This window comes from Nitrobacter sp. 62-13, from assembly GCF_001896955.1.
In the GTDB taxonomy this organism is placed as follows: Bacteria; Pseudomonadota; Alphaproteobacteria; order Rhizobiales; family Xanthobacteraceae; genus Nitrobacter.
On sequence record NZ_MKRN01000125.1, the window covers coordinates 1 to 12,132 of the forward strand.

Below are 12,132 nucleotides of genomic sequence, written 5' to 3' on the forward strand. Positions count from 1 at the left end.
TCGGCTTTCTGGACCGCCTCCATCACGAAATCAAAACGGTCGCGCCAGCGCATGAACGGCTGGCTGTTGATGTTCTCGTCGTCCTTGGTGAAGTCCAGACCACCACGCAGGGCTTCGTAGCAGGCGCGGCCGTAGTTCTTGGCGGACAGGCCGAGCTTGGGCTTGATGGTGCAGCCCAGCAGCGGACGGCCATATTTGTTGAGCTTGTCGCGCTCGACCTGAATGCCGTGGGGCGGGCCACCGCAGGTCTTCACGTAAGCGATGGGGAAGCGCAGATCCTCCAGGCGCAGCGCGCGGACAGCCTTGAACCCGAACACGTTGCCCACCAGCGAGGTGAACACGTTGACGACCGAGCCTTCCTCGAAAAGGTCGATGGGATAGGCAATGAAAGCGTAAAAGCACGTATCATCGCCCGGCACGTCCTCGAGGCGATAGGCGCGTCCCTTGTAGTAGTCGAGGTCGGTCAGCAGATCGGTCCACACCGTGGTCCAGGTGCCGCAGGACGACTCGGCGGCGACCGCCGCGGCCGCCTCTTCGCGATCCACCCCGGGCTGCGGCGTGATCTTGAAACAAGCCAAGATATCGGTGTCGAGAGGCGCGTAATCCGGCTGCCAGTAGCTTTGCCGATATTCCGTGACGCCGGCCTGGTAGGTTTTGACTGCCATCTTCGAGGACTCCTTCATGCGCGCTTTTGCGGTAGCGAACGACGGGCGAGGACCTACCGCGACGCGGCGGCCATCCCCCCACCCGGCCCGGGGATTACGTTCGTGCATCTCAGCAGGGCCTGTCATTCAGCACGGCCCCGCGATTCACGAGTGCCCAACATAAGAGAGGCTCTGCATAAAAACTAATTGTTATTATTGATCAGATGCATTAGACTCGCTTATGTATCAGCCATGCACCTGACCTTCAGACAGCTCCAGATCTTCGACGCAGTCGTGCATCAGCAGAGCTTCACGCGCGCGGCCGACGCGCTGCATCTGACGCAACCGGCGGTCTCGATGCAGATGCGACAACTGGAAGAGCAGGTCGGCGTGCCGCTGTTCGACCACGTCGGAAAACAGATCCAGCCGACCGACGCCGGCCGCGAGTTGCATCGCCACGCCACACTCATCGGCGCCAAGATGCGCGACCTCGAATCCGCGATGGAGGAGTTCCGCGGCGTCCATCGCGGGGAACTCGACCTCACTGTGGCGAGCACGGCCAATTACTTCATGCCCAAGCTGATTGCAGCCTTCTGCGCCTGCCACGCCAAGGTGCAGGTGCGGCTGCAGGTGTCCAACCAGACGCATATCCTCGAGTCGCTCTCGGCGGCGAACCAGGACCTGGCCATCATGGGACAACCGCCGGAGGACGCCGAGCTCGTCGCGCGCGCGTTCCTCGACAACCCGCTGGTGGTCATCGCCTCACCCGAGCATCCGCTGGCCCAACACCGGCAGATTCCGCTGATGCAATTGGGTTGCCAGCCCTTCATTACCCGCGAGCCCGGCTCGGGCACGCGCAATGCCGCAGAGCGGCACTTTTCGCGTCACGGCGTGGAATTCCACTCGGTGATGGAGATGAGCAGCAACGAGGCCATCAAGCAGGCGGTCGAAGCCGGGCTGGGGTTGGGCATCCTGTCGCTGCACACCCTGGAGCTGGAGCTGGCGATAGGCCGCCTGGTCACCCTCGACGTGGAGAGCTTTCCGATCGTGCGACAATGGTTTGTCGTGCACCGCAAGGGCAAGCGGCTGTCAGCCGTGGCCCAATCCTTCCTGGCGTTCCTCACCCAGCAGGCGCGCCCGCTGGCCTCGCCCAAGCATCCGCAGCTCGCTCCGCTCACGCCATGAACTTGACCGGACGCCCGACCTGGATGTCGCTGACGAAAATCACCCCCGCATGGGCCTCGAAAAACGGCTGAAAGCCCTCAAGCAGCGGATCGAACAGGCTTTGCGGCACGGCGACGATGATCATGATGAGGGCGTCATCCTCATTGAACATGAGGTGCCCTTCGTACATGCCGTGGCTGCCCTTGCCCGACAGGTTGCCGACGATGGTGTAGCCCTTGACTCCGGCGCGGTCGAGCAAGTCGGTGGCGAATTCCTTGTGCGCGCCCTCGAGAATGATTTCCAGCTTTTTCAGTGGGTGCAGCTTGATGGCGTTCATGCGGCGTGTTCCTCCTCGGCAGGAGCGACTAGAGGCGGGCGCTCCTCCCACTGGCCATTGTTAAAGACGAAAGGCTTGTAGCCCTGTGTGGGATCGATGACGATGGCGCGGATCCAGCCACCGAGCACCAGGTTCTTGACTTTGACCACGCTTTGCAGCGCGCGCCCGGCAAAATCCAGCGGCGCCTCGATGAGGGCGATCATGCGCATGGGCTCGTGATAGGGCTGACCCTCCCGCATCACCGTCTGCATCGGCAGGCCGGTCCGCAGATCGCTCAGGTTACCGGTCATCACGCCGAAGCGTCCCGCCACGTTGTGATAAGCCTTGCTGCCGCTGCCCATCCGGGCATTGTCCACGGTGGAGAAGAAGTGTTCGAGGTTGATCCATTGGCCTACCACCACCGGCGCCGCCAACAGGTTTTCCAGCAGGCGTCCCTTGGGATCGCAGCGCCAGTCATACGACAGCAGGAAGGGCCGCCCCTCCAGGTTGGCATGCTCGCTGAGCGAGCGCCGGCCGACGATGCCGTACAAGTTTTTCGATAGCCCCCACTCCGGCCGTACCTGGGCCCAGTCCACCGCCTGCCGGTGTGCCAGGCGCCAGGCCTGCGCCGGTTCGATCGCCTGCGCCTCGGACAGAAGCTTCGGCATGCGCTCGGCCGCGGCGAGCTTGGAGGCGGCGAGCAGGCCGTTACGCAGTCGATCCAGATAGACGAGGTGACGCGGCGGCAGCAGGTCGAGGTCGAACAGCTCAATGGCGTCGGTCGTGGTGATATGCAGCGCCGGCAGAAACCAGGTGTCATCGGGAATGTTGATGCCCATGCCGCGCAGCCGCTCGCGCACCTCGGTCTTGTTGGCCATCTGCGCCAGCACCCGAGCGTTGACCAGGCCGCTGGCGCCGCCGCAGGCGCCGCAATCCAGCGCCGACTCGTAGGGGTTGTTCTCGGTCTGCCCGGTGTGGCCCACGATGAGCACGAAGCGCGAGAAGGTCTTGGTCAGCCCGATCATGGTCAGGGCCGTGTGCACGTAATTGACCTGCTCGTCGAGCGAATAGCCGATGCGCCCTAGCCGCACGAGCTGATAATTGGCGTAGTCAGCATCGACGCGGTAGTCCTCACGCAGTTTGTCAATGAATTCGGCCTCCTGCTTGTCCGGCACGCTGAAGGCCGTTTGCAGCCGCGTCGGACCTTCACGGTGACGCAACGCGGTTTCGCGCAGTTCGCGGATCATATCGTCATCCACCCGCTCGCGCTCGATATGCAATTCGGCATGCAGCGCCTTGACGATCATCGCGCGCTGCAGCGTGCGGATGATGGAGTCCGCGTGCTCGCGGGTGAGCTTGTCCACCAACAGGCGGGTGACGGGCTTTTCGGCATCGATGCGGCTGCGCCAGCGGCTATAGCCCAGTGGCGCCAGGGTCTTGCCGAACAGGTCCAACCCGAACAGCATGCCCACCGCCTCCACCGTGACGTAAGGTGAAAGCACCGAACTCTTGAGATCATGCAGCACGTGACCGAGCGTGCTGAGCAGGTCGTCCTCTTCCGGATCGAGTTCGGCGGGCAGTTCCAGCACCAGATTCTTGGGCGTGACCACCGCCGGGCAGAAGTGACTCTCGCTGCCCTTGCCATAGCCGAGAAAGCCCACGGGCACGCCGAAAAAGCCAGCGATGCCGAACGTCTGGTAGTCGCCGACGCGTTCCAGGTGGCGGCGGATGGGCTCGGCGCGCACGTCGATGCAGAACCAAGCCTGCGCGAACGGCCGCTTGCCGGACGGCAGATCCTCGGGCACTTGCACCTGCGCGAGCAGCCGGTCGATGGATTCCGCCTCCATCGCCAGGGTCCAGACCATGCCCTCCTGCGGCGCGAATTCGCGCAAGCCCTGCAACAGCCCCCCGACGTCTTCCGGCGTCAGCGCATCGAGCGCCGCCGTCGCATCGGCGGCGGCAGCCAGTTCGCGAAGCGTGGTGGCCTGCTCCTGTCCGCGCTGGGCCTGCCATAGCGGCCAGTAGCGTTGCAGCAGACTCTCGCAGCGTTTGCCGCCGCCGCGCGACAAGGTGTCGTCGATGCGCTGCGCCCAGTCGGGCAACACTTCGCCGCTGTGCAACGCATTGCGCAGCAGGCTCTCTGCGCCGCGGTCGTGCAGTACGGCGTCGAGCTGCTCGCGCCGAACCGGCGTACGGCGATGCCGCGCGCTTTCCTGCAGGAGCGCCAACCCCACCACCAGGCGAACGGCCAGAAGATCGACGACGTCGGCGGGGTAGCGCTGCGCCCAGTAGTAATGCTTGGCGGACGAACGCCAGCGCACAAAGCCAGTCCAGCCGTGCAGCCTGGTGAGCTCGCGGGTGAAGTAGGCCGACCAGTCGTCGGCATCGATGCCCATTTCTTCCATGACGTGCACGACCGCGCTTTCGGCGTCCTGCACCCGATCGAGGATGCGTCGCACGTGCAGCCCGCGCAGGAACATGCGCGCATTGCGCCGCGCGATCTCGCTCCAGGCGGCGAACAGGCCGCGCTCGCGTCCCGGCATGCGCCAGGAAGACTGGTCCTCGTCGAAAAAGTCGAGGCAGCTCTTGATGACTAGTTCATCAAGTTCGTCGGCCAGCCGCGGACCCCATAGGGCGTCGACCGCCTCGGGCAGCGTCAGCGCGTGCAGGCGCCGCTTGAGCGCGGGCAGCTGCGCGGCCACATCCACCGCCTGGGTGGATGGCGGCTTTCCGTGCAGCGCGGCGTGGACGTCCTGCTCGCGCACGCCCGGCACCACGGCATCGCGGTCGTGCGCCGACTGCATCAGCGCCTGCAGCCAGCGAGGCCAGTCGATGCCCGGCACCGCGGGCAGTTCCTGAGCGCGGCGCGCGAGCTCCTCGGAAATGGTATCCTGCCGCACCTTGCCCTCGCGCTGCCAGTGCTGGTAGTTGCTGCGCGGCAGGAACATCCGCGCATGGAACAGCTCCGCACCGCGGCGGACGGCCTGCTCGAAAGGCATATGCTCAAGGCCGTAGAGCGGGTTGTGGTGAATGAAGTTGCGCATCGGCCAGAAAAATGGCACCGGCTCGCCCGCCACGTAGGCGGTCGAACGCACTCGCAGACGCCGCCCCAGGTTCAATGCATCCACCATGACCATCCTCCGATCGAACCCAGCACTGCGGCAGCAGCAGCGAGCACCAGCCACAGGGCTGCGCCGCTGCGTGACAGGTCAACCGTGCCGGCTGCGCGTGGCCATTGGTCCCCGAACAGGCCGTGCTGCCACAGCACCGCGGCCGCCCAGCTCCACAAAAGCCACACCGCGAGCACCACTGCCGCGAGACCCGCGGGAACCTGCTTCAGCACCGCGAACATGGCGAAGAATCCGGGGAAGGGCGGCGCCGCCAGGGCCGCAAGCAACGCCACCACAAACACGCCGGTCAGACGCGGAAAGGTCGGCCCGATGCGTCCGCGCAGTCCGAGATACGCCCCTCCGAGGCGGCGGCTCAGGCTGCAGCCGAGAACCATCAGTGCCGCAGCGGGAATTGTGACTGCCAAAGCTACCAGCACGAGCTTCGTGCCATGGAGGCCATGCAGCCAGGCCAGCCAGACAAGAGGCCATGCCGAGGTGGCCTGCAGACGGGCCCAGATGAACACCTCCTGCACCGCGAGCAGCCGCCAAGCATAAAGCAGCGCGGTGAACGCCGCCAAGAGCTGCAGCGCGGTTGCGAATTGCCCGGCCGGCGCAGTCGCCTGGTTGAGTAGCAGCGCGCCCGCAGCGGGAAGAGCCACTAGCGCCGGAACGCGCAGCCACACGGGCAGCATCTGAAGCCCCGCATTGAACAACATGCTCAGGGGAAAAAGCGGCAACAGTATCAAGGCGAGGAGCAGCGCGATCATGGCGGTTCAGACCCAACGCAGCCAGATATTCACCCGCTTAGTTGCGGCCAGCGTGCCACGCGCCAGTTGGGTATAAACGTCGGACACGTAAAACTCCCGCGAAAACAACGTGTAGAGATTGAGGTAGATGGCATTCCACAGCGTGCCGGGCGTGCCTTCGAATTCGAGGGACTGGGCATAAAACGTCATGAGCCAGGCCCCGACCAGCACAACGGTAAGGAAAACCACCAGGATATCGAAAGCCAGGAAGTTGATGCCCGCGGCAGCGTAGATGGCATCGCGCAACACCGGATCCGGGTAGAGGAAAGCCTCGAACGCATGCGCGATCAGCGTGTAGCCCACCACCACGATCAGGAAGGACAAGAGAATCATGGTCAGCGAGCGCCAGGGGCTCTCGCTTGGGAGCTTGTGAATGGAGAAAAACACCTGCGCTCCCGTGACCCAGCCGAAGAATAACAACACCACCGCGCCCTGCTTGTGGAAGAAGTCCTCCGCCACCAGCCAGTGCGACAGGCCCAGCACCAGCGCAGGCACCAGCACGGTGATGAGCGCGGCCAACAGCCAGGGCACCTTCACTGCGCGCAACGGACGACGCTCGACGACAAAGGTGTAGATGTCGTCCGGCGGCACGCCATCGTCGCGGCGGGTGTCGCCGATCACGTTGCCCGAATTTAGAAACAGCGTGGCTTTGAACAGCCCGTGTGCGATGAGGTGATAGACGGCGAGCGAAAACGCGCCCAGCCCGCATTCCATGATCATGAAGCCCATCTGCCCCATGGTGGAATAGCCCAAGGATTTTTTGACGTCGTTCTGCGTCAGCATCAGCGCCGATCCGACCAGTGCCGTCACAACCCCGACGACGAAGGCGAGGTGCAGCGCGTCGGGGGCGTGGACAAATACCGGAGCGAAGCGATTGAATAAGAATCCGCCAGCGTTGACGATGCCCGCATGCATCAGCGCGGACACCGGCGTCGGGCCGTCCATGGTGTAAGGTAGCCAAGTGTGCAGCAGAAACTGCGCCGAGCGGGCAAACGCCGCCAGCGCCAGCAGCATCGCCGCCACCGGCACCACGGCCACCTCGCCGAGATGCATGTTCGGGTCGGCGCTGATCCGAGAGAACAGCTCCGGCAGCTGCGCGGTGCCATAGCCGTGCCACAACAGGAGCGCTGCGCCCACCAGGGGCAGATCGCCCACGCGATAGGTCAGGAATGTCCACAAGGCATAGCGGCCGCTGGCCTTGCGGCTGGTGTCGAACCCCAGCAGGAAGAACAGCAGCACCCCGATCAGGAACCAGGCGGCGAGCAACGTCAGCAGATCGGCGGCGACCACCATCAGTAAGATCACGGCGGTCATCAGATCGAGCAAGGCGAAAAACCGCGGGTAGCCGGGTTCGTCGGCCATGTAGCAAACCGCATATACGTGCACCACAAGGCTGATAGCCGCTACCAGCACCGCCATCGCCACGGCAAGATGGTCGAGCAGCAGGGCCGCCGGGCCAAGCTGCACCAGCGCCACGTCACCCTGTGGCGCGCGCAGCACTGCCACTAGCAACGCCAATGCGATCGCGAGGGTGGCAGTGAGCATAGCCACGCTGATGCGCGCCGCTCGTGCCGGCCGGCCTGTTCCGGCCAGCGGGGCGATGATCGCCGCCAGCGCCGGCAGCGTCGGCAACGCCACGAGACACCAAGAGACCCAGTGGTCCATGGTAGATACTCCTCGCTCAATCGGGATGGCATAATGCCGAACGGGATGGCACGATGCGAAAGCGGCTAGGTTCGCCAGCTCCTTCTGGCTGAACGGCCACACGATAAGAGATGAATTGAATAAGGAAAAATTTGAATTGCTTATTCAATCCCTAAGGCGAACTGATACATTCCGATAATCGCTGCCCCGCAACTCATTCCCGTGTTCCCCCCATGGATAAAAAATACGTTGGACTCGATCAGGACATCTACGGGATCACCCAGCTCGGGCGCATCGTGCTCGATGCCCGCGTGTTCGGTCTCATTCCGGAGACACAGGACTGCGCGGGCTGGAACATTGGCCAGATGCAGGCGCTGAAGGGCAAAATAGAGCAGCTCTGGGATCAGTATGGCAACCTGCCGAGCGCGCTTCCGCCGGAGTTGGCCGAGCGCCATAACCGCATCTATGCCGAGGCCATCGCCCGCGCCAAGGAGCGGGGCTGGGACGCCGAGTTGTCAGAGGACGAATAGCGCGCCGCCGCGCCATGCCCTCCCGGTAAGCGCCGCTGCAAGTGGGGGGCGTCCAGATGTCGCGGCGTCTCCCGAATCTGCCGCCTGATTCATCACGCCAGGAACTCACGCCGGAACGCCTGCTTATTAGATGAAGCTCGCGGTGGCGGAGCGAGTTCCGTTGTAGGGTCGGAGAAAAGACCTGACGTCGGTCGCCCGGCGGCAGGCCAAAGCGCGAGTCGGGAGGGATCGATCATCCGTATCGATCGGTATGAGCCCGTCGCGATCTGAGCGGACACCCGCAAAGAACCTGCGCCACCGGCGTTTATGTTTGCCGCAATCCGCGCGTGGCTGACCGTTCGACCAGGAGGGAAAGATGAAAAAGCTCGAACGAACGGAAGACCAAAAGCCGGGGACCGTTACATATGAGTTAGACGATGGTCGCTACGTCACGCTCGAGGAAAGCGCCGTGCAGCAGTACGGGGTAAAACAACTTCTGGAATGGCTCGATATCGAACGTCCAGGGGCGGCCGAAAAGAAGAAGGGACATTCCTAGAGCATGATGCCGAAAAGTGGGAACCGGCTTTCGGAAAAGATCATGCTCAAAACAAAAAAGATAAACGACGAGTCTGATCCGACGCAGTTTGAAACCAGTTTGAAACAGACTCTAGGGCATCCCCGTTAGTCGACCAGGATCGTACGGCCCATGATGATCATTTCCCAGGACAAACCTAACTCGGCCCTCTTGGCCTCTGCCTTTCGCGCTGCCGCCAGAACTTCACCATCCTCGGACGAACCGAGCATTCCGAGTATTTTTGAAAGCAGCTTCAATCGTTCGTTTTGATGAGCAGCCGGCTCCTGCCCTTTCTTGCGGTTAAAGCGTCCGGCTTCCCTTCGCCTGGTCGCCAAAACCCACTTTCCCTCGATGCGGACCACTTTTCCCAAAGCTTCCAAAGTTCGTAATGCGCGATGAACCGATATGATTATCGATTTGCTGCGGACCCCATGGTTGATCTTGCGAGCGAGATCAATCGCCGAGAGCGTGACCACGAGCTTGTCCGATAACGCATCAAGGACCGCCTGCTGAATCGCGCTGAAACCTCGCGCCATGGGAACCCTCCAACGCTATTCGCGCACGCTTATTTTAAGTGTTACCAGCACGAAATGCCACCAGCACTTGACGCTTAGTTCGCGAGCCAATGGCGCGAGCCGACGATCGAGCCCAGCGGATGACAGGCATTTTGGGCATCGGAATCAATACAGCAATGGCCGCGCGCGGTTGCGCGAGCACGATACGGAAACGATCCGCGCGCCAACTGTATGCATCGGCCCCGGCGTTTTGCCGATGCAGGATTCCAGCGCTGCAAGATTTGTAACCTCACTATCCAACATGGACACGCCGCCGCTCGAACATCACGGCCTCTGACGACCGACTACGCGGCGGAACCAGCCGTCCAGCAACGCCTTCTCGTACGCATAGCGATCGCTGGATAGTCGCGCTGACGGATTCATCTGATAGTTGATGTCCGTGAGAGTCTCCTCGCCGCTGTGCGTGGGTTTGCCCTTCTCGGCCAGGACATAGCTTAGCGTGATGCGCGGCGGGGTAACGTCACGCATAATCCTGACATCAGAGAGACGCCATGGCTCGTTCTCGCCGGCAAGGTCGACGTTCAGAATTTTGATGGTCAGATCCTGGCGCGGCGTCAGAAGTCGCGCCCCAAGTCTTTCGAGGTGTGCTCTGAACGCCGCAAGCGTAGCAGCGCGTCCCCCTGCGTCGAACGCACCGGCGTCCGTATAGCGCTCAGGGTTTACGAAGCGAACCTTGACGCTTGCGAAGCTCGTGCCAGGCGCAAGTAGCAGAACGATAAGCGCGGCCGCAGGAAACCTGTCCCGGATCATGGGAACCTCGGGTGCATTTCAATGTAATCGGACACATGGGTATGGCGTGGGGCATCGTCCAGACAACGTCTCCTGCCCGGCGCTATTACATCCTGAACCGCACCGGAACTACGAGTTGCACGACCTGCTCGTTAAGCCCCGGAGGCGCCGCCGGCAGCGGCGAGGCGCGCTCGATCATGGCGAGAACCTCGTCGTCGAGTTCAGGACAGCCGGACGAGCGAACCAGATAATAGGTGAGCACGTGGCCGTCGCGATTCATCCCGAAGCTCAACAGCGCTGTGCCCTCATGGCCCTGCGCACGCGCTGCATCCGGATAGCGCTTGTAGTGATCGAGGTGGGACAGCAGCCGGCTTTTCCAGGCCGATGGAACGTTGGAGTCTGCTGCGCCCGCGCCGGTGGTTGCTGCCGAACTGCTATCTTGAAGGTCGGGTGCGGCGATCGGATTCGGCGCTGACGCGAGCGCCGATGGGGCACCTTGAAGCTTTGCGGAAGATATCTGGCGTCCGGGAGCCTTCGGTATGGACGATGAACGCTTGCCGGCAAAAGCTGTCGTGACGGCGGGGTCGGGTGTCGCAGCCACATGAGGCGCTGGCGGTGGCTCATGGTGCCGCTCAACGGCGGTCGTTTGCAGCGGGTCGATTGAATCCCTGTTCTGGCGGCTGTCATCGTCAGCCGTGGTCGGCTGCCGAGACGCGATCGTCGCCTGCGGTGGCGGCGCAGACACGATGTCGACGGCAATGGCAGCCGGCTGTTCGCCGAGGATTGTTTCACTTGTCTGCTGGTAGCCGAGCGCAAAAAGCACCGCGAGGTGGCCGATCAGAGCGACCGTGACGCCGCCGGTGCGCGCAACACTGCGCCGTATCCTGCCGCCATATGTGATTGCTGCCAGCATCACACCTCGCGCCTACCAGGCTCACTCGCTGATGAGTGACAGATAGGCCGGCGCCTTGATCCTATCAAGCCACTGTTTTGATTAGATAATTTGAATTATTCTAGGGTAGCGGCAGGAGCCGTGAGAAAGCGGCGGCGATAAGTCGACGGAAGCTCATGAAGTCGCTTTGCTTTCCTCACCCTGGCAAGTGCCGGGGTCGGCCGCCATCGATCGCTCGACCATCCGCGATACGGGGACCACATAGCGTAGATGAGGCACCTCCATACACATCGCCGTTCTCCGCTATTCCGGTTGTTTCAGCGATGCGCCTCGTTCTTCGAGCCAGAGCCGGATCTGGTTTGCGGTGACGGTGCCGACGCCGGGCTCGGACAGCAATTCGTCCCAGGTATAGGCCGAGGCGATCTCGACCAGATGGCGGCTACGTTTGGCGACGGTCCGGCCTCCGAGCGAAGCGTGGCGGCCATGCAGCAACACATCGATGGCGCGGCGGGGCAGATTGCGGCTGGGGGATTTCTCGCTCGGTTTTGGACAGAATGCCCTCACGTCATGCTCTTCAATATCGAGTTGCGCGGCGATGCGGCGATGATCCATGCCGAGCGCGCGCAGCACCGTCACCTCGTCGCGCAGCCAGGCGAGGAAGCGGCGTCGGTTGTAATCGTTCCGCCGAGGCTGCGGCTTCGGCTTGCGCTGTGGCGGCGGCGGTGGCGTTTGTTGAAGCGATACGTCCTTGACCAGCGTCAGCATGGGCGATCTCCTCGCATGATGGCCGGAGCGGTGTTGTGATCCCGTTATGATCCCGCTCCCCGCTATCTCGCGAGATCCGCGGCACGCGCCAGCGCAGCGGCAAAGCCGTCCAGCGAGACGTTGAAGGTGACGGGCTCATTAGTGGACAGGTTGAGCGAGGCGACGACCAGCTTTGTTCCCTTGCGCATGGCGTCGGTGGCGGCGGTCGGGAAGCTCACCGGCAACAGGCAGCCCTGCGGCCCGCAGGTGGAGAACCGCAGACCCTTGCCGAGATTCTTGTCGTCGAGCTTGAGAACGGCGCCGGCATCGAGATTGAGGCCGAACGGCATCAGGATGGTGCCGTCGGTCTTGCCGCCGCCAGGCGGCTGTAACTCGATCGCGAACACACGCTGCCCGGTCTCCTT

Annotated in this window: 13 protein-coding genes; 3 read left to right on the forward strand and 10 right to left on the reverse strand. The window is 62.9% G+C overall.

The window, feature by feature from the left end; all coding sequences use genetic code 11:
• A partial coding sequence (locus BGN91_RS09845) for a RuBisCO large subunit C-terminal-like domain-containing protein (RefSeq protein ID WP_292612670.1) occupies positions 1-665 on the reverse strand: 665 nt, incomplete at its 3' end.
• Between the two features lie 231 nt (positions 666-896).
• Between BGN91_RS09845 and BGN91_RS09850 the strand changes: the two genes are divergently transcribed.
• Positions 897-1,829, forward strand: a complete 933-nt coding sequence (locus BGN91_RS09850) for a LysR family transcriptional regulator (RefSeq protein WP_292612672.1) — start codon at positions 897-899, stop codon at positions 1,827-1,829.
• Here the strand turns inward: BGN91_RS09850 and BGN91_RS09855 are convergent.
• The 4 genes from BGN91_RS09855 to BGN91_RS09870 are packed head-to-tail and all read right to left on the reverse strand — an operon-like array spanning position 1,819 to position 7,705.
• A complete protein-coding gene (locus BGN91_RS09855) occupies positions 1,819-2,145 on the reverse strand; it encodes a P-II family nitrogen regulator (RefSeq protein ID WP_292612674.1) in 327 nt (108 codons plus the stop codon). The genes BGN91_RS09850 and BGN91_RS09855 overlap by 11 nt on opposite strands.
• Positions 2,142-5,255, reverse strand: coding sequence for a DUF2309 domain-containing protein (locus BGN91_RS09860; protein ID WP_292612676.1), 3,114 nt, complete (start codon positions 5,253-5,255; stop codon positions 2,142-2,144). Before BGN91_RS09860 ends, BGN91_RS09855 begins: the two co-directional genes overlap by 4 nt.
• Positions 5,240-6,001, reverse strand: coding sequence for a hypothetical protein (locus BGN91_RS09865; RefSeq protein WP_292612677.1), 762 nt, complete (start codon positions 5,999-6,001; stop codon positions 5,240-5,242). Before BGN91_RS09865 ends, BGN91_RS09860 begins: the two co-directional genes overlap by 16 nt.
• A gap of 6 nt (positions 6,002-6,007) precedes the next feature.
• A complete protein-coding gene (locus BGN91_RS09870; RefSeq protein WP_292612679.1) occupies positions 6,008-7,705 on the reverse strand; it encodes a proton-conducting transporter membrane subunit in 1,698 nt (565 codons plus the stop codon).
• 212 nt (positions 7,706-7,917) lie between these two features.
• On the opposite strand from BGN91_RS09870, the gene BGN91_RS09875 reads away from it, so the two are divergent.
• Both BGN91_RS09875 and BGN91_RS09880 read left to right on the forward strand, forming a co-directional pair.
• The gene (locus tag BGN91_RS09875) at positions 7,918-8,214 is read left to right on the forward strand and encodes a hypothetical protein (protein WP_292612681.1); all 297 of its coding nucleotides are present in this window, start codon (positions 7,918-7,920) and stop codon (positions 8,212-8,214) included.
• Between the two features lie 355 nt (positions 8,215-8,569).
• Entirely contained in the window at positions 8,570-8,749 is a 180-nt protein-coding gene (locus BGN91_RS09880; protein ID WP_292612683.1) for a hypothetical protein, read from the forward strand.
• A 125-nt stretch (positions 8,750-8,874) separates the two neighbouring features.
• Here BGN91_RS09880 and BGN91_RS09885 read toward each other — a convergent pair whose 3' ends face one another.
• From BGN91_RS09885 to BGN91_RS09905, 5 genes are all read right to left on the reverse strand, one after another.
• Positions 8,875-9,303 (reverse strand): hypothetical protein, encoded by a 429-nt coding sequence (locus BGN91_RS09885; protein ID WP_292612685.1) that lies wholly within the window; start codon positions 9,301-9,303, stop codon positions 8,875-8,877.
• A 303-nt stretch (positions 9,304-9,606) separates the two neighbouring features.
• Positions 9,607-10,092 (reverse strand): DUF3016 domain-containing protein, encoded by a 486-nt coding sequence (locus BGN91_RS09890; RefSeq protein WP_292612687.1) that lies wholly within the window; start codon positions 10,090-10,092, stop codon positions 9,607-9,609.
• 85 nt (positions 10,093-10,177) lie between these two features.
• Positions 10,178-10,984, reverse strand: coding sequence for an energy transducer TonB (locus BGN91_RS09895; protein WP_292612689.1), 807 nt, complete (start codon positions 10,982-10,984; stop codon positions 10,178-10,180).
• Positions 10,985-11,266: 282 nt separating this feature from the next.
• Complete coding sequence (locus tag BGN91_RS09900) at positions 11,267-11,728, reverse strand: hypothetical protein (RefSeq protein WP_292612690.1); 462 nt, start codon at positions 11,726-11,728, stop codon at positions 11,267-11,269.
• Positions 11,729-11,790: 62 nt separating this feature from the next.
• Positions 11,791-12,132: invasion associated locus B family protein (locus BGN91_RS09905; protein ID WP_292612692.1), on the reverse strand; the 342-nt coding region annotated here is incomplete at its 5' end.

Excerpts from the sequence above, each read along its gene's own strand:
- BGN91_RS09860 (WP_292612676.1), bottom strand. The coding sequence starts at position 5,255 with ATGGTGGATGCATTGAACCTGGGGCGGCGTCTGCGAGTGCGTTCGACC.
- BGN91_RS09890 (WP_292612687.1), bottom strand. The coding sequence starts at position 10,092 with ATGATCCGGGACAGGTTTCCTGCGGCCGCGCTTATCGTTCTGCTACTT.
- BGN91_RS09870 (WP_292612679.1), bottom strand. The coding sequence starts at position 7,705 with ATGGACCACTGGGTCTCTTGGTGTCTCGTGGCGTTGCCGACGCTGCCG.
- BGN91_RS09900 (WP_292612690.1), bottom strand. The coding sequence starts at position 11,728 with ATGCTGACGCTGGTCAAGGACGTATCGCTTCAACAAACGCCACCGCCG.
- BGN91_RS09880 (WP_292612683.1), top strand. The coding sequence starts at position 8,570 with ATGAAAAAGCTCGAACGAACGGAAGACCAAAAGCCGGGGACCGTTACA.
- BGN91_RS09895 (WP_292612689.1), bottom strand. The coding sequence starts at position 10,984 with ATGCTGGCAGCAATCACATATGGCGGCAGGATACGGCGCAGTGTTGCG.
- BGN91_RS09885 (WP_292612685.1), bottom strand. The coding sequence starts at position 9,303 with ATGGCGCGAGGTTTCAGCGCGATTCAGCAGGCGGTCCTTGATGCGTTA.
- BGN91_RS09850 (WP_292612672.1), top strand. The coding sequence starts at position 897 with ATGCACCTGACCTTCAGACAGCTCCAGATCTTCGACGCAGTCGTGCAT.
- BGN91_RS09855 (WP_292612674.1), bottom strand. The coding sequence starts at position 2,145 with ATGAACGCCATCAAGCTGCACCCACTGAAAAAGCTGGAAATCATTCTC.
- BGN91_RS09865 (WP_292612677.1), bottom strand. The coding sequence starts at position 6,001 with ATGATCGCGCTGCTCCTCGCCTTGATACTGTTGCCGCTTTTTCCCCTG.
- BGN91_RS09875 (WP_292612681.1), top strand. The coding sequence starts at position 7,918 with ATGGATAAAAAATACGTTGGACTCGATCAGGACATCTACGGGATCACC.